This window comes from Streptomyces sp. NPDC126497, assembly GCF_040302425.1.
In the GTDB taxonomy this organism is placed as follows: domain Bacteria; phylum Actinomycetota; class Actinomycetes; order Streptomycetales; family Streptomycetaceae; genus Streptomyces.
Window position 1 is genome coordinate 1 of record NZ_JBEORT010000102.1, and the last position, 16,477, is coordinate 16,477.

Below are 16,477 nucleotides of genomic sequence, written 5' to 3' on the forward strand. Positions count from 1 at the left end.
GACCCGGCGCCCCGTGAGCGCCGGGTCGCGCGCCGCCCGTACCGCCCTGCGGCACGACTGCCCGCGGAGACGTGGGGGCGCGAAGGTGCGGGATGCACGGGACGGGCCCGCCCACCGGTCGGGGTGGGCGGGCCCGGGGCGCGTGGCGGGGGCGGAGTTACTCCGCGAGGGCCGCTTCCGCGTCCAGCGTGGCGGCGACCGCCTGGATCACCGCGGCGATCTTGAACGCCTCCTGGATGACCTCGCGCTCCACACCGGCCTTGCGCAGCACCTGCTCGTGCGAGTCGAGGCACATGCCGCAGCCGTTGATCGCGGAGACCGCGAAGGACCAGAACTCGAAGTCGACCTTGTCGACGCCCGGGTTGCCGATGACGTTCATCCGCAGACCGGCACGGAGGTTGCCGTACTCGTGGTCCGACAGCAGGTGGCGGGTGCGGTAGAAGACGTTGTTCATCGCCATCACCGCGGCGGCGGCCTTGGCGGCCGTGTACGCCTCGGGCGACAGGTTCGCCTTCGCCTCCGGCTCCAGCTCGCGCAGCACGATGGCCGAGCGCGAGGCGATCGCCGTCGACAGCACCGTGCCCCACAGCTGCTGGGCCGGCAGGTCGGAGTTGCCGATGACCGAGCCCAGGTTGAGCTTCAGGTCCTTGGCGTAGTCCGGTATGCGGGACTTGAGGGAGTCGAGCGACACGTCAGCTCACTCTCCGGCCAGCAGCGCGACCGGGTCCAGGGTCTCGTCGCCCTTGGACCAGTTGCAGGGGCAGAGCTCGTCGGTCTGCAGGGCGTCCAGGACCCGCAGGACCTCCTTGGGGTTACGGCCGACGGAACCGGCGGTCACCATGGAGAACTGGATCTCGTTGTTCTGGTCCACGATGAACACGGCGCGCTTGGCGAAGCCGTCCTCGCCCTCGATGCCCAGGGCGCGCATCAGCTCGTGCTTGGAGTCCGCCATCATCGGGAACGGCAGGTCGCGCAGGTCGTCGTGGTCCTTGCGCCAGGCGTGGTGGACGAACTCCGAGTCACCGGAGAAGCCGAGGATCTGGGCGTCGCGGTCGGCGAACTCGTCGTTCAGCTTGCCGAAGGCCGCGATCTCGGTCGGGCACACGAAGGTGAAGTCCTTGGGCCAGGCGAACACGATCTTCCACTTGCCCTCGTAGGTCTTGTGGTTGATCGTCTCGAACTCCTTGCCCTTCTCCAGCGAGACGCAGGCGGTCAGTTCGAAATCGGGGAACTTGTCACCGACAGTGAGCACGGGCTCTCCTTGCAGCGGGGAAAAACCCGGATTGCGGGTATTTCCCGTGGGTTGGACCTTGTTGATGTTGGCACACCGTGCATTGATTAGTGAAATAGCTACACTCGGTCGTGTTGATCGGAGGTAGTTATCAGTGGCCGTGGGCAAGAGGCGCAGACAGCCCAGCTTCGCGCAGCTCCGCGCGTTCGCCGCAGTGGCCGAGCACCTGCACTTCCGGGACGCCGCCGCGGCGCTCGGGATGAGCCAGCCGGCGCTGTCGGGCGCCGTGTCGGCGCTGGAGGAGACACTCGGCGTCACCCTGGTGGAGCGTACGACGCGCAAGGTGCTGCTCTCCCCGGCCGGTGAGCGGCTCGCCGTCCGCGCCAAGGCCGTGCTCGGGGAGGTCGACGCGCTGATGGAGGAGGCGGACGCGCTGCGGGCGCCGTTCACCGGGGTGCTGCGGCTCGGCGTGATCCCGACCGTCGCGCCCTATCTGCTGCCGACGATCCTGCGGCTGGTCCGCGGCCGTTATCCGCTCCTCGACCTCCAGGTGCACGAGGAGCAGACCACGAGCCTGCTGGACGGGCTGGCCGGCGGCCGGCTCGACCTGCTGCTGCTCGCGGTGCCGGTGGGCGTCCCCGGCGTGAGCGAGATCCCGCTCTTCGACGAGGACTTCGTGCTGGTCACCCCGCTCGGCCACCGGCTCGGCGGCCGGGAGGGCGTACCCCGTGCGGTGCTGCGCGAGCTGAACCTGCTGCTGCTCGACGAGGGCCACTGCCTGCGCGACCAGGCCCTGGACATCTGCCGGGAGGCCGGGCGGGCCGACGTCCCGGCCACCACCACGGCGGCCGGACTGGCCACACTCGTCCAGCTGGTCGCGGGCGGTCTGGGGGTGACCCTGCTGCCGCGCACCGCCGTCCCGGTCGAGACCGCCCGCTCCAACCGGCTGCTCACCGCCTGCTTCACCGACCCGGCCCCCAGCCGCCGCATCGCCCTCGCCATGCGCACGGGCACGGCGAGGGCGGCGGAGCACGAGGAACTGGCGGTGGCCCTGCGCGCGGCGATGCGGGACCTTCCGGTACGGATAGTGGGGAGCTGAACGCTCCCCGCCGTCCGTGCCGTTCACTCCGTGCGCAGGCCGTCCGGGCGCATCATGCGCAGCAGCGGGGGCAGGCTCAGCAGGGTCACCGCGAGGACCACCCCCGCGCCGACGCCGGTCATCCGCAGTACGCTCGCCCAGTCCACACCCACCGGTGTCGCGGTCATCCTCAGCAGCACCGCGCCCAGGGTCACGCCCACCACCGAGGCCAGCAGCAGGCCCAGGCCGACCGGTATCGCCGTCTGCCAGAACACCGACAGGCTCAGGGTGCGCCGGCGGGTGCCGAAGGCGACCAGGGCGGACAGCAGTTTGCGGCGTTCCCGCAACTGCTCGAGCTGGGAGACCAGCAGGCTCGCCCCGATCAGCGCCAGCACGGCGGCGGCGCCGACGAACAGGCCCTGGCGGATGGACTCGTAGCGGTCGGTGCGCTCGGTGGAGTACCAGGTCATCGGCTCCGACAGCGGGTCGATCGCGTACGCCGTGTTGCGCACGTACTCGCGGGCGTGGGGCACCGAGTCGTCCACCGACAGGTACAGCTCCCCGGTGACGGCCTCGCCCAGGGACGCGGTCAGCGCGCCCGGGGTCATCAGGAAGCCGCCGCGCAGGGTGCCCGTCGGGTCCTTGACGGAGTCGGCCTGCCGGAGCGTCTTCGGCACGGTCCAGACGATGCTCTCGGTCTCGCCGTCCTCGCCGGTGGTCTCCAGGTACAGCTTCTGGCCCGGCACGCTCAGCGACGGCGTGTCGGTGTCGTACTCGCCGCCCCGGACCGCGAACGTGTCGCCGTCCTCGCACGAGGGCAGCTTCGCCACCTCGCGCAGGGTGGCGCAGTCACCGACGGTCAGCTCCGCGGAGCGCTCGGGATCCTGGTCCCAGGGCCGGTCCGAGAAGTAGGCCTCGGAGAGCGCGTAGACCTTGCGCACCCCCTCGGTCCTCTCGAACTCGGCGGCGGCCGCGGCGGTGTCGACGCCCTCCGGGATGCGCACCTGCATCTGGGCCGTCGACACGTCGTACCCCGTGTCCTTGGTGTAGGTGTCCTCGACCCCGGTGAACAGCATCTGGAGCGCGATCGCCCCGGCCACGGCCACGGCGATGCCGTTGACCAGCCGTGCCGCCGCCCCGCTGCTCAACTGGAGGCGGCGCACCGCCAGTTGCCAGGACACGTTGCCCGCGCCGAGCCGGGCGACGACCGTCTCCACGATCCACGGCAGCAGCGCGGTGACCCCGACGAGCAGGCAGATGACTCCGCCGGTGACCAGGTACTGGTTGAAGTCCCCGTTCTCCCGGCCCTGGCCCATCATGGGGAACAGCATCCCGACCCCGGCGAGCGGCAGCAGCAGCCGCCACCACAGCCGGCGGCGGGCGGGCCGTGCCGTGCGCACCACGCCCAGCGGCTCGATGACCACCCCGCGCAGCGCGAGCAGGGTCACCAGCACGGCGGCCGTGGGAACCGCCACCGCGACCAGCAGCGCGAGCAGCGGCGAGGGGTTCAGATAGCTCGGGAAGACACTGATGCCCCGCACCTCGAAGGAGGACGCGAGGTCACGTCCCGCGAGGAAGAACCCGGTGCCGAACACCAGCCCGAGCAGTGCCCCGGCGAGCGCCTCGCCCGCGGCGATCCGCCGGGTCATGCCACTGTCGGAGCCGACCAGCCGGAGCGCCGCCAGCCTGCGGTCGCGCCGTTCGCCGCCGAACCGCACCGCCGCGGCGATGAACACGGCGACCGGCATCAGCAGCACCACGAAGACGACCAGGACCAGCAGCACCAGGACCGGATCCGTCTCCTCCTCCGTGGGGTTGGGGTCCCCGAAGGACTCCAGACGCGTCGCCGTGGACTTGCCGATCCGCTCCGCGAGTTTCTCGCCGCCCGCGTAGTAGGCGAGTTCCTGCGAGCCGATCAGCCCCTGCTCACCGATCGTCCCCACGAGGTCGTACGGGATGCGCTCGCGCAGCAGCGCGCCGCCGTCGGACTCCAGCAGCTCCTTGAGCGCGGGGGAGACGACCATGTCGCCCGGCGCCGGGAACTCCCGCAGGCCCGGCGGGAGGGGGGCCTCGGCGCCCTCCGGCTCCAGCAGCCGGCCGCGGACGTCGCGGTCGTCGAACTCGGTGTCGGTCATCGCGACGATCAGGGTGCGGTCGGACTTGTGCTCGATCTCCTGGCCGGAGGCGTGGTCGAGGCGCGCATCCTCCCGCCGGTGCCGTTCCGCCAGGGCGCCGGGCAGGGCGGTGGTGAGCAGCAGCAGCGCCACGCCCAGGCCGACGCCGACGGCGGTGAGCAGCGCGCGGATCCAGCCCTCGCGTCCGCCGGCGAAGGCGAACCGCATCCCCATGCCGAGGTCCCGCGCCCACTGGCCCGCACTCATACGGCGCGCTCCATGTCCCGGGACTTCCCGTCGCGCACGACGACCTCGCGGTCGGAGTACGCGGCCACCCGCGCCTCGTGGGTGACCAGGACGACGGCGGCGTTGGTGGACCGGGCGGCCTCGGTGAGCAGCTCCATCACCCGCTCGCCGTTGAGCGAGTCCAGCGCGCCGGTCGGCTCGTCGGCGAACAGCACCCGCGGGCCGGTGACCAGCGACCGGGCCACGGCGACCCGCTGCCCCTGACCGCCGGAGACCTCGCCGGGGCGCTTCTTGCGGACGTCGCCGACCTCCAGGCGCTCCATCCAGGTCAGTGCGGCCCGCTCGGCCTCCTTGCGGGGCGTGCCGTTCAGCCGCAGCGGCAGGGCGACGTTCTCCACGCAGGTGAGCTCCGGGACGAGCTGCCCGAACTGGAAGACGAAGCCGAACTCCGAACGCCGCAGCGCGCTGCGCTCGGAGTCGTTCATCGCGGTCAGCTCGCGCCCGTGGTAGGTGATCGACCCGGAGTCGGGGGTGACGATGCCGGCGAGGCAGTGCAGCAGTGTGGACTTGCCCGAGCCGGAGGGGCCCATCACGGCGACGACCTCGCCGGGGTGGATGGAGAAGCCGGCTCCGTCGAGCGCGGTGGTGGGGCCGTAGGCCTTGCGCAGGTCCCGTGCGGTGAGCAGGGAGCCGGCGGGGACGGGAGCGGTCATCGGGTCACCGCCGCACGGAGCTTGTCGAGACGCGCCGCGGTCAGTTCCAGCCAGCGCAGGTCGGCCTCGAGGTGGAACAGGGCGTGGTCGCAGATGAGCTGGTCGGCGAGGTCGCCCTTGCGCTTGCGGTCAGTGAGGATCCGCATGCCGCGCAGGTGCTCCGAGCGCTGGGTGTCGAGGATGTCGGCGGCGTCCCGGCTGGTGAGCAGGGCGAGGACGACCTTGGTGTAGAGCGTCGACTGGAGGTACGGCTCCGGCTTCTCCGGCGTGGCGAGCCAGTGCTCGACATCGGTGATGCCGGCCTCGGTGATCGCGTACCGCTTGCGCTCGGGACCGCCGCCGGTCTCGATGCCGTCGACTTCGACGAGCCCGTTCTTCAGCAGTCGGGACATCGTCGAGTAGACCTGGCCGTAGTGCAGCGGCCGGTCGTGACCGAACTTCTCGTCGAAGGCCCGCTTCAGGTCGTAACCGTGACGCGGGCCGGACTCCAGGAGTCCCAGGAGGGTGTGACCGATGGACATGCGGAGCACTCTACACACGGTGTATACGCAGTGTGTATACACGGAGTGAGCAGGTCGTGCCGGGGGGTACGGAGGCGCAGGTGGAAGGCGATTGTCACGGTTCTGCCGCCGGGGGCCGAGCGCGAGCGGCCCGTCCGGGAGTGCCCCCTTCGGGGGGCGAGGGCGGGGCCGTTCAGGCCGACGGGGGCCTGGGGGCGGAGCCTCCGGGCGGCCGCCCGCGGCGGGGGAGGGGCCCGGTGTCGCCGGGCAGCCTCCCCGCCTCGGCCAGCGCCCGCCGCAGCAGGAACTCGATCTGCGCGTTGGCGGAGCGCAACTCGTCGTTCGCCCACCGCGCCAGCGCCTCGTACACCGACGGGTCCAGCCGCAGCAGCACCTGCTTGCGCTGCGGCCGGCCCTGGGGGGCCGGGCCCCCGGACGGAGTCGTCACTGGTAGAGCGTCCCGGTGTTGAGGACCGGCTGCGCGGAGCGGTCACCGCACAGCACCACCATCAGGTTGGACACCATCGCCGCCTTCCGTTCGGGGTCCAGCTCCACGATGTCCTGCTCGGCGATCCGGGCCAGCGCCGACTCCACCATGCCCACGGCACCCTCCACGATCTTCTGCCGGGCCGCCACGACGGCGCCCGCCTGCTGCCGCTGGAGCATCGCCGAGGCGATCTCCGGAGCGTACGCGAGGTGGGTGAACCGGGACTCGATGATCTGCACCCCGGCCGCCTCCACGCGCGCGTGCAGTTCGACGGCGAGCTTCTCGGTGATCTCCTCGGCGTTGCCGCGCAGCGAGAGGCCGTCCTCGTCGTGGGCGTCGTAGGGGTACTCGATGGCGATGTGCCGCACGGCCGCCTCGGTCTGGGTGGAGACGAACTCGACGTAGTCGTCCACCTCGAAGGTGGCCTGGGCGGTGTCCTCCACCCGCCACACCACGACCGCGGCCAGTTCGATCGGGTTGCCGTAGGCGTCGTTCACCTTCAGGACGGCGGTCTCGTGGTTGCGCACCCGCGTGGAGATCTTCCGGCGCGAGGTGAGGGGGTTCACCCAGCGCAGCCCGTCCTGCCGGATCGTGCCCCGGTAGCGGCCGAAGAGCTGCACCACCCGCGCCTCGCCCGGCGCCACCATGTTCAGCCCGCACATCGCGAGGAACGCGGCGACGGCGACCAGGACGCCGCCGATGATCAGCACGGCCTTGACGCCGGTCCCGGCGACCGCCGTGGCGGTGACGATCAGCGCGGCGCCGGCCATCAGGCCGACGAGGCCGAGCAGCAGCGCGAGACCGCCGCCGATGCTGTGCGCCGCGAACTCCCGCACGCGCGGGGCCGGCATCTCCGGCACGTCGGCCGTGACCTGCGTGTCGTGTGTGGACATGGGTGGTCCCCCGTTTCTCCGGGCGCCCGCCGAACGGCTAGCGCCTGTCTAGCTAAGTGATATCAGATTACCCCACTCCGGCAACCTCGCGCCCCTCTCGGACGTCGGTTCCGTTGGAGCGGGTGCTGATTGTCACGCCCGTAAAGGCCGGAAGGGCGGCCCTTTGTCATAGCTCCCGGTGTTAGCTTTCTGAGCTGACCCGAGCGGCGAACTGGTGTGGCGGTAGAGCACACACGAACGAAGCGGAGCGGAACGGACGCATGGGACGAGCGGAAGAAAGACGCGCACGACAGCGCGGTGGGCGCCGTGCGGCACCCCAGGGCCGCCGTTCGTCGGGCTCGGCCGGCCGCAGCGGCATACGCCGCCTCTTCACCTGGAAGAAGGTCCTCGGCACGTTCTTCGGCCTCTGCCTGCTCGGCATGGGCGCCTTCATCGTGCTGTACATGGTGATCGACATCCCCGAGGGGAACGCCGACGCCGAGCTGCAGAGCAACGTCTACAAGTACAGCGACGGCAGCATCATGGCCCGCACGGGCGACCGCAACCGCGAGATCGTCGACCTGGCGAAGGTGCCCAAGGACGTCCAGCGCGCCTTCGTCGCCGCCGAGAACAAGTCCTTCTACAAGGACTCCGGCGTCGACCTCAAGGGCACCGCGCGCGGCCTGCTCAACACGGTCTCCGGCAAGGGCGCGCAGGGCGGTTCGACGATCACCCAGCAGTACGTCAAGAACTACTACCTGTCCCAGGAGCAGACCGTCAGCCGCAAGCTGAAGGAACTGGTCATCTCCCTGAAGCTGGACCGGGAGAAGTCCAAGGAGTACATCCTCGCCGGCTACATCAACACCAGCTACTACGGCCGCGGCGCCTACGGCATCCAGGCCGCCGCCCAGGCCTACTACCGCGTCGACGCCGAGGACCTCACCGTCGAGCAGGGCGCCTACCTCGCCGCGCTGCTCCAGGCGCCGAACCAGTACGACTGGGCGATCGCCAGCGACACCGGCAGGAAGCTCGTCCGGGAACGCTGGAACTACGTCCTGGACAACATGGTCGAGCAGGAGTGGCTGGACCGGGCCGACCGGCGGGACATGAAGTTCCCGGTCCCCGAGGAGCCCAAGGCCGCCCCCGGCATGGAGGGCCAGACCGGATACCTGGTCGAGGCCGCCAACACCGCGCTCAAGCGGCAGCTCGTCGCCCAGGGCACCGCCGAGGACGTGAAGCAGGCCGAGGCCATGCTGGACCTCGGCGGCTACACCGTCACGCTCAACATCGACAAGAAGAAGCAGAAGGCGCTGGAGGAGGCGGTCAAGGACCGGCTCACCAGCAGGCTGGACCCCGAGGAGCGCAAGGTCGACGCCGCCGTCCAGGCCGGAGCAGCCTCCGTCGACCCGAAGACGGGCGCGGTCGTGGCGATGTACGGCGGCGTGGACTACGTGAAGCACTACCGGAACAACGCCACCCGCGACGACTACCAGCCCGCCTCCACCTTCAAGCCGCTGATCCTCGCCGCGGCCGTGGACCGGGACGCCGAGACGCAGGACGGCGTGCCGATCACGGCGAACACCCTCTACGACGGCACCAGCGAGCGCCCCGTGGTGGACGGCGGCAAGGAGGTCGGCTTCGCGCCGCCCAACGAGGACGACCGGAACTACGGCGACATCACCGTCCAGGAGGCGATGAACAAGTCCGTCAACTCGGTCTTCGCACAGATGGGCATCGACGTCGGCATGTCCGAGGTGGTCGAGACCGCGGGCGAACTCGGCATGGAGACCGAGGGCATGGCCCCCCTGCCCGCGCAGACCCTGGGCACCATGGGCGCGAGCCCGCTGGAGATGGCCGGCGTCTACGCCACCCTCGACAACCACGGCAAGAAGGTCACCCCGGCGATCGTGAAGTCGGTCGAGCACAAGGACCGCGCGGTCGAGTTCCCCGACCCGATCGGCGAGCAGGTCATCAGCCGCGAGGCCGCCGACACGGTGACCTCCGTGCTCACCGGCGTGGTCGACGACGGCACGGCCCAGGCTTCCGTGCGGGACAACCCGCTGCGCGACGGCCAGCAGGTCGCCGGCAAGACCGGTACGTCCGACAACAACAAGTCGGCCTGGTTCACCGGCTTCACCCCCCGGCTGGTCACCTCGGTCGGCCTGTTCGGCGAGGACCCGAAGAACGGCGAGCAGGTCCCGATGTACCGGGCGGCCGGCGTCGACTACCGCGTCAACGGCGGTGGCCCCCCGGCGGAGATCTGGTCCGCGTACACCTTCGGCGTCATGGACGAGGTCACCGAGTTCGACCTGGACACCAAGCAGGGCAACGCGGTGAGGAAGCCGAGCAGCTCGCCGTCGGTCTCGCAGTCGCCGTCGAAGACGCCGAGCGACGAGCCGACGAGCGAGGAACCGACCACCGAGGCGCCGCCGGAGACCTCCGAGCCGCCGACGTCCGCGCCACCGAGCAGCCGGCCGCCGACGTCGGAGCCGCCTGCCGACCCGACCACCTCCGCACCGCCGACGTTCGAGCTCCCGGGGGGCCCGGACGACCCGGAGGGCGAGGAGGCGCAGTAGACGGAGAACGCGAGGGGCGCCCGGTGACGGCACCGGGCGCCCCTCGCGTCACGTCGTGCGGCGGCTCAGCCGTGGTTCAGCTCGAACCACACCACCTTGCCCGTGCTCAGCCGGGTCGCGCCCCAGCGCCGGGCCAGCCGGTTCACCAGGTACAGCCCGCGCCCGCCCTCGTCCGTGGCCCGCGCCTGCCGCAGCCGCGGCAGCTGGGGCACGTCGTCACCGACCTCGCAGCGCAGCACGTCGGTGCGCAGCAGCCGCAGCGTGACCGGCCGCGTGGCGTACCGCACGGCGTTCGTCACCACCTCGCTGACCAGCAGCTCGACGGAGTCGCTCAGCTCCTCCATGCCCCAGCGGGACAGGGCCTTGCGGGCCAGCCGGCGGGCCCGGCCGGGGGCCGCGTCCTCCGGCTCCAGGAACCAGTACGCCACGTCGCTCGGCGCGATCCCGTCGAAGCGGGCGGCGAGCAGCGCGATGTCGTCGTCCCGGTCGCCCGGGCCGAGCATGTCGAGCACCTCGTCGCACAGCGCCTCCAGCGGCGGCGGATGGTCCGGGCCGGTCAGCTGCGCGGTCGCGGCGAGCTTCTCCCGCAACTGCTCGATGCCGGTCCACACGTCCCGCAGCCGGGACTCCACCAGGCCGTCGGTGTAGAGCAGCAGGGTCGCCCCGGCGGGCGCGTCCAGCTCCACGGCCTCGAAGTCCACCCCGCCCACGCCGATCGGGGCGCCCGCGGGCACCCGCAGCACCTCGGCCCGGCCGCCCAGCTCCAGCAGGACGGGCGGCGGGTGGCCGGCGTTGGCGATGGTGATGCGGTGCGCCACCGGGTCGTACACCGCGTACAGGCAGGTCGCCATGCGGTCCACGCCGAGCCGCTGCGCCTGCTCGTCGAGGTGGTGCAGCACCTCCTGCGGGGGCAGGTCGAGTCCGGCCAGGGTCTGCGCGGTGGTGCGCAGCTGGCCCATGATCGCCGCCGACGTCATGGAGTGCCCCATGACGTCGCCGACCACCAGCGCGACCCGGCTGCCGGGCAGCGGGATGGCGTCGTACCAGTCGCCGCCGACCCGCGCGGTCTCCGCGGCCGGCAGGTACCGGGACGCCAGCCGCACCCCGGTGCAGCGCGGCAGGTTCTCCGGCAGCATCGTGCGCTGCAGCTCGTCCGCGATGTACGCCTCCCGCCCGTACAGCACCGCCTTGTCGATGCCGAGGGCGCTGTGCGTGGCGAGCTGCGCGGCGACCAGCAGGTCGTCGGCCTCGAACGGGATGCGCTCCGGGCGGCGCAGGAACAGCGCCGCGCCGATCACCCGCCGCCGGCCGCGCAGCGGCGCGAGGATCGCCCGCTGCCCGTCCGGCACGGCCGACGCGCCCTCCTCGCCGAGGAGTTCGGGCAGCGCGGCGCGGGCCGCCGGCGCGTCCGTGAACACCGGCCGCACCCCGCGCAGCACCTCGGCGAGCGCGCTGCCGGGCCGCACCGTGCACAGCTCCGCGCCGACCGAGTCCAGTTCGGACGGCTCCGGCGGGGCGGCCGGGGTGAACCCGCCCTCGGTGTCCCGCTCGGCCGGGATCCGGTCGGTGCGGCGCAGCCGCAGCACCAGCGGCCCGGTGGGCCGCTCGTCGCCGACCGGCAGCGGATCGCGCAGGTAGACCAGGATCGCGTCGGAGAAGGTGGGCACGGTGGCCCGGCACAGCCCCATCACGATCTCGTCCAGGTCGATGCCGCGGGCGATCCGCCGGGTCGCGGCGCCGACGAACCGCAGCCGGTCCCCGTCCCGCCGCATCGGCGTGGGCCGCCCGGGGTGCGCCGGCTGCCCGGTGCGGCGCTCCGTGCCGTCGGGGACCCGCACGGGCCGGTCGTGGTCCGCGGCCGGCTGCACCGGGATGCCCTCGGGCACGGGACGCGGCCGGTGGGTGTCCGGCTCCGCGCCCTGTCCGGCACCCGGCTGGGCGTGCTCGGAACCGGGCCCGGCCGCCGGGTCCTGGCCGGTGCCGCCGGGTGTCGTCGTGCCCGGTGACGTGGCCCCGGACGGCCCCGGGGGCGTGGCCCCGGACGCGGGAGGCTCACCGCCGGAGCGGCTCTGTACGGGTAAGGCGGCCCCGGTGCCCGGCACCTGTGCCGGTGGCGGGGTACGCAGGAGCGCCCCGTGGGGATCCACGGGGTCGGCGCCCGGCTGTGGGCGCCCGAAGGAGGTCGGCTGCTCCGTCACGCGTGTCGAGTCCATCCGTCCGGCGCACGCCGTGCGCGCGGTTCGTCCCGCCGGAACTCCGATACCCGGAACACGTGTCCCCGGAACGGATTTCCCGCGTGGTCAGAGGTCGTTCCTGTGCCGGGGCCCGTCCGGCGGGTCGGACCGGAGGGGGGCGCCGACGCGACGGGGGTCCCCCGCGCACGGAGGTCCCTCCCGCCCGGGCGAGGCCGGGGGTGGGGCAGGAGCCGGGCGCGGCGGAGCCGGCACCCGACGGCGGCGCCGCGGGCGGGCGTGCCGGACCCCGCGTCCGCGGCCCGGTCCGCCGGACAGGCCCTGGCCGGCCGTTCCCGGCCGGTGCCGGTGTTTCCGTACCCCTCGCTCACGTCCTGCCGCCCCTCGGTGACGATCGGTCAAGCACGGTGCGTGTTCCGCTGGTTGCTGCCCCGCACCCTTGCGGAGGACGATCCTACGTTTCCTGCCCGGGGGCACAGCAAGGGTCTCACGAGGACACATGTATCGGAGTGCGGTCCCAGTCCCGTGGCAGTGACGGTACCGTCCACGACGGGTCGGGGCGCCAGTTCTCCCATCCGTCCCCGAACGGCGGCCCCCAGGCCCCGATCACCTCCACGGCGGCCCGCCCGGCCTCCCGCACCCTTCCGGCCAGCGCGGAGTCCACCAGGCCGTCGTGGCGGGCCTGCGCGAACTCGTCCTCGTCCCGCCAGTACCAGCTCCGGTCCGGGTGCACGGAGATGTCCAGGAAGTGATCCTCGGAGTCCACCCCGCCGGCCCAGCGGACCAGCGGTTCCTCCAGGTTCACGTACCAGTTCTTGAAGCGCCAGCCCGGGTCCCAGAACAGCCACACCGACCAGGGCTCGCCGGGCCGGGCCAGCTTCAGCACACCGGTGCCGGACCAGTGGTCCCGCCGCACCGTGCGCGGCTTGGTGTACCGGGTGCCGAGCGGCTCCCGGTGCACGGGCGTGCCGTCGGCGAGCACCGGCTTCACGCACTCGGTGCCGGGCGCCAGCCACACCGCGAGCAGTTCCGGGTCGTCGCGCACGACCGTGACGGGGCGCGCGATGTGGATGCGCGCGCCGCCGTTCTCCCGGTACCGCCACAGGATCCGTGTCCCGGGCGCCCAGTGCCCGGCCGTCCCGCCCGTGTCCTCGCGCATCGTCCCTCCGCCATCGGATAGTAGGTGTCACGGCCCTACGACGCCGCGGTCCCCCGTCATGGTTCGCGCGTCCTACGGCCGGGTCATCCGCAGGACGTCCAGCGCCTCGTCGAGCTGTTCGACGGTGAGGTCGCCGCGCTCGACGTAGCCGCCCTCCAGGACCACCTGCCGGATGGTCTTCCGCTCGGCCAGGGACTTCTTGGCGACCCTGGCGGCCTCCTCGTAGCCGATGTACCGGTTGAGCGGGGTGACCACGGACGGCGAGGACTCGGCGTACTCCCGGGCCCGTTCCCGGTGGGCGACGATCCCGTCGACGGTGCGGTCGGCGAGCAGCCGGGAGACGGCTGCGAGCAGCCGCACCGACTCCAGGACGTTCTTCGCGATGACCGGCAGCATGACGTTGAGCTCGAAGTTCCCGGAGGCGCCGGCCGCCGCGACGGTGGCGTCGTTGCCGGTGACCTGCGCGCACACCATGAGCACGGCCTCCGGGATCACCGGGTTGACCTTGCCGGGCATGATGGAGGAGCCGGGCTGGAGATCGGGCAGGGAGATCTCGGCGAGGCCGGTGCGCGGTCCCGACGCCATCCAGCGCAGATCGTTGGCGATCTTCGTCAGTCCGACGGCGATGGTCCGCAGCTGTCCGCTGGTCTCCACGACGCCGTCGCGGGCGCCCTGCGCCTCGAAGTGGTCGCGCGCCTCGGTCAGCGGCAGCCCGGTCGCGCGGGCCACCTCCTCGATGACGGCGGCGGAGAACCCCGGCGGGGTGTTGATGCCGGTGCCGACGGCGGTCCCGCCCAGCGGCAGTTCGGCGAGGCGCGGCAGGGAGGCGTTCAGCCGCTCGATCCCGTACCGCACCTGGGCCGCGTACCCGCCGAACTCCTGACCCAGGGTCACCGGAGTGGCGTCCATCAGATGGGTGCGCCCGGACTTCACCACGTCGGCGAACTCCTCGGCCTTGCGCTCCAGGGACGCGGCGAGGTGGTCGAGGGCCGGGATCAGGTCGCGGGTGACGGCGGCGGTCGCGGCGATGTGGAGGGAGGACGGGAAGACGTCGTTGGACGACTGCGAGGCGTTGACGTGGTCGTTGGGGTGCACGTCCCGCCCCAGCCGCTCGGTGGCGAGCGTGGCGAGGACCTCGTTGGCGTTCATGTTGGACGAGGTCCCGGAGCCCGTCTGGAACACGTCGACGGGGAAGTGCTCGTCCCACCGGCCCTCGGCGACCTCGCCCGCCGCCTCCTGGATCGCCCCGGCGACGTCCTCGTCCAGCACCCCGAGCCGGGCGTTCACCTTGGCCGCGGCGCCCTTGATGCGGGCCAGCGCCTCGATGTGGGCCCGTTCCAGGCGCTGCCCGGAGACCGGGAAGTTCTCCACGGCGCGCTGGGTCTGCGCGCGCCACTTGGCGTCGGCCGGTACCCTCACCTCCCCCATGGAGTCGTGCTCGACGCGGTAGTGCCGGTCGTCGTCCGTGGTCGTCATCGTCGTACCTCCGAGCATGCACAGCAGCGGTGTCCGACGAGCGTATTCCCGGACGGCCGCCGCCCCACCGCAAGAGGTGCGCGGCGGGGCGGCGGTCCCGTGGGGGGAGGAGGAGGTCAGCCGCTCTGGAGGGCGACGTCGTCCAGGAGGAAGCTGGTCTGCAGGCTGCGGTCCTCGCTGGCGGCGAAGGTCAGGGTCACCGTCTGCCCGGCGTACGCCGACAGGCCGACCGACCGCTGCACGTAGCCGCTGCCGGCGTTGACGTTGGACAGGGTGGCGAGCGTGGTGCCGCCGGCCCTGACGGTGAACCTGTCGTACGCGGTCGAGCCGGACTCGTCGGTGTCGATGTGCAGCCAGTAGGCCAGCGACGCCCGGGAGCACCCGGCCGGCACGGTCACCGTCTGGCTGATCGACTCGGTGCTCGTGGTCCCGTTCCCCGCGAGCCAGGCGAACCGGCTCCCGCTGTGGGGCGACTGGCCCGTGTGGGCGCCGATGGCCCCGGTGGTCCCGGTCCACGGCGAGGTGCCGCTCTCGAACCCGCCGTTCGCGACCGCTCCGGCGGTGTCGCAGCCGCCGCCGGTGCCGGTGTCCACGGCCCGCTGCCAGATCGTGTACGCGATGCCGTCGGACGCGCGGTCGAGGCCGGTGGTGTTGATGTTGGTGAGGGTGTCGCAGGAGGAGTGGTAGCAGGGGTCGTACGCCCTGCCCGCCGTGCCGCCCCACTTGGCGGCCTGCGCGGAGGTCTTGCGGGCGCTGGCGCCCATCGCGTAGCCGGAGGTGGGGATGGAGTACTGCTCGAAGGAGTAGTCGTCGCTGCGCCCCGCGCCCTCGGTGTTCTCCTCCGGCTGCAGGCCCAGCGAGTCCCAGTACGCCTTCATCGGCGCGGCGGCCGAGGAGGTGATGTGGTTGACGAAGTAGCCGCCGTTGGTGGAGGCGACCATGTCGAAGTTGTAGTACGCCTTGATCTTCGCGCGCTCGGTCGACGACAGCGAACGCACGTAGAAGTCGGACCCGTTGAGACCCTGCTCCTCGTCGGTCCACCAGGCGAAGCGGACCCGGTTGCGCATGGTGGGGTTCTGCTGCGCCAGCGTCAGGGCGTTCTCGAGCAGGGCGGCGGAGCCGGAGCCGTTGTCGTTCATGCCGGGCCCGGCCGAGACGCCGTCGAGGTGGGCGCCGAACATGTACACGTTGGTGGCGTCGCCCCCCGGCCACTCGGCGATCAGGTTGGGCCCGGCCCCGCTGGTGCAGCCGGAGGTGCACGGCTGCTCGGTGACGGTGTACCCGGCGGCCTGCAGCCTGCCCTTCACGTAGGCGACGGAGTCGCGGTAGCCCTGGGTGGTGGACCGGCGGTTCCCGCCGTTCCGCCCGGCGATGGCACTGAGTTCGCTCAGGTGCGCCCTCACCTTGGTCACGTCGACGTCGGGCGCGGCGGCGACGGCGGCGGTGTCCGCGGCGGGCGCGGGGCCGGCGGCCGCGGCGGGGAGTGTGCCGCAGCCGAGCACGACAGCGAGCGAGAGGCCCGCCACGGCGAATCTTCGTTTCACCTTGTCTCCTCCGGGAGGTGGCTGTGGGGTGAGCCACACAGGATTGACATGGCATGAGCATGTCGGAGTGGCGAGAAGACTCACAGTGTTGGTTGAGCCAGTCAACGGAAAGGGCGGGACCGGGGCCTGATTGTCCGAAAGAAGCACACGGGATCCGCTATGCGGACGCCGGTCGGTTCCCGGGGCCGGGAACGGGAAGGGGCGGTGGGGGGGGGGGAAACCCCCCCCCCCCCCCCCCGCGCGGCACAAACCCCCCCCCCGCCCCCCCCCCCCCGGCGCACGGGAACGG

The 16,477-nt window shown here is 72.3% G+C and carries 13 protein-coding genes; 2 read left to right on the top strand and 11 right to left on the bottom strand.

The genetic code is table 11. The features are described 5' to 3' along the window. Positions 1 to 157: 157 nt before the first annotated feature. Together ABTY20_RS29395 and ABTY20_RS29400 are read right to left on the bottom strand one after the other, a co-directional pair. The gene (locus ABTY20_RS29395) at positions 158 to 691 is read right to left on the bottom strand and encodes an alkyl hydroperoxide reductase (RefSeq protein WP_184818023.1); all 534 of its coding nucleotides are present in this window, start codon (positions 689 to 691) and stop codon (positions 158 to 160) included. Between the two features lie 6 nt (positions 692 to 697). Continuing rightward, a complete protein-coding gene (locus ABTY20_RS29400; RefSeq protein WP_352000143.1) occupies positions 698 to 1,252 on the bottom strand; it encodes a peroxiredoxin in 555 nt (184 codons plus the stop codon). 133 nt (positions 1,253 to 1,385) lie between these two features. Between ABTY20_RS29400 and ABTY20_RS29405 the strand changes: the two genes are divergently transcribed. After that, positions 1,386 to 2,330, top strand: a complete 945-nt coding sequence (locus ABTY20_RS29405; protein ID WP_502991916.1) for a LysR substrate-binding domain-containing protein — start codon at positions 1,386 to 1,388, stop codon at positions 2,328 to 2,330. A gap of 23 nt (positions 2,331 to 2,353) precedes the next feature. Here the strand turns inward: ABTY20_RS29405 and ABTY20_RS29410 are convergent, their stop codons facing one another. The 5 genes from ABTY20_RS29410 to ABTY20_RS29430 form a co-directional block, all read right to left on the bottom strand. Beyond that, entirely contained in the window at positions 2,354 to 4,690 is a 2,337-nt protein-coding gene (locus tag ABTY20_RS29410; protein ID WP_352000145.1) for an ABC transporter permease, read from the bottom strand. Then, positions 4,687 to 5,382: an ABC transporter ATP-binding protein gene (locus ABTY20_RS29415; protein WP_352000147.1), complete on the bottom strand. Its 696-nt coding sequence runs from the start codon at positions 5,380 to 5,382 to the stop codon at positions 4,687 to 4,689. Before ABTY20_RS29415 ends, ABTY20_RS29410 begins: the two co-directional genes overlap by 4 nt. After that, the gene (locus tag ABTY20_RS29420; protein ID WP_352000149.1) at positions 5,379 to 5,903 is read right to left on the bottom strand and encodes a PadR family transcriptional regulator; all 525 of its coding nucleotides are present in this window, start codon (positions 5,901 to 5,903) and stop codon (positions 5,379 to 5,381) included. Before ABTY20_RS29420 ends, ABTY20_RS29415 begins: the two co-directional genes overlap by 4 nt. A 172-nt stretch (positions 5,904 to 6,075) precedes the next feature. Next, positions 6,076 to 6,330, bottom strand: coding sequence for a type II toxin-antitoxin system antitoxin (locus ABTY20_RS29425; protein ID WP_352000151.1), 255 nt, complete (start codon positions 6,328 to 6,330; stop codon positions 6,076 to 6,078). Continuing rightward, positions 6,327 to 7,262: an SPFH domain-containing protein gene (locus ABTY20_RS29430; protein WP_352000152.1), complete on the bottom strand. Its 936-nt coding sequence runs from the start codon at positions 7,260 to 7,262 to the stop codon at positions 6,327 to 6,329. Before ABTY20_RS29430 ends, ABTY20_RS29425 begins: the two co-directional genes overlap by 4 nt. Positions 7,263 to 7,522: 260 nt before the next feature. Between ABTY20_RS29430 and ABTY20_RS29435 the strand changes: the two genes are divergently transcribed. Then, entirely contained in the window at positions 7,523 to 9,817 is a 2,295-nt protein-coding gene (locus ABTY20_RS29435) for a transglycosylase domain-containing protein (RefSeq protein ID WP_352000153.1), read from the top strand. Positions 9,818 to 9,882: 65 nt separating this feature from the next. Here the strand turns inward: ABTY20_RS29435 and ABTY20_RS29440 are convergent, their stop codons facing one another. From ABTY20_RS29440 to ABTY20_RS29455, 4 genes are all read right to left on the bottom strand, one after another. Continuing rightward, positions 9,883 to 12,030, bottom strand: coding sequence for an ATP-binding SpoIIE family protein phosphatase (locus ABTY20_RS29440; protein WP_352000154.1), 2,148 nt, complete (start codon positions 12,028 to 12,030; stop codon positions 9,883 to 9,885). Between the two features lie 466 nt (positions 12,031 to 12,496). After that, positions 12,497 to 13,168 carry a cytidylyl-2-hydroxypropylphosphonate hydrolase gene (gene fomD / locus ABTY20_RS29445; RefSeq protein ID WP_352000155.1) on the bottom strand — a complete coding sequence of 224 codons (672 nt, stop codon included), beginning with the start codon at positions 13,166 to 13,168 and terminating at the stop codon, positions 12,497 to 12,499. Between the two features lie 72 nt (positions 13,169 to 13,240). Continuing rightward, complete coding sequence (locus tag ABTY20_RS29450; protein ID WP_352000156.1) at positions 13,241 to 14,644, bottom strand: class II fumarate hydratase; 1,404 nt, start codon at positions 14,642 to 14,644, stop codon at positions 13,241 to 13,243. 116 nt (positions 14,645 to 14,760) lie between these two features. Next, complete coding sequence (locus ABTY20_RS29455; protein WP_352000157.1) at positions 14,761 to 16,188, bottom strand: M20/M25/M40 family metallo-hydrolase; 1,428 nt, start codon at positions 16,186 to 16,188, stop codon at positions 14,761 to 14,763. Between the last annotated feature and the right edge of the window lie 289 nt (positions 16,189 to 16,477).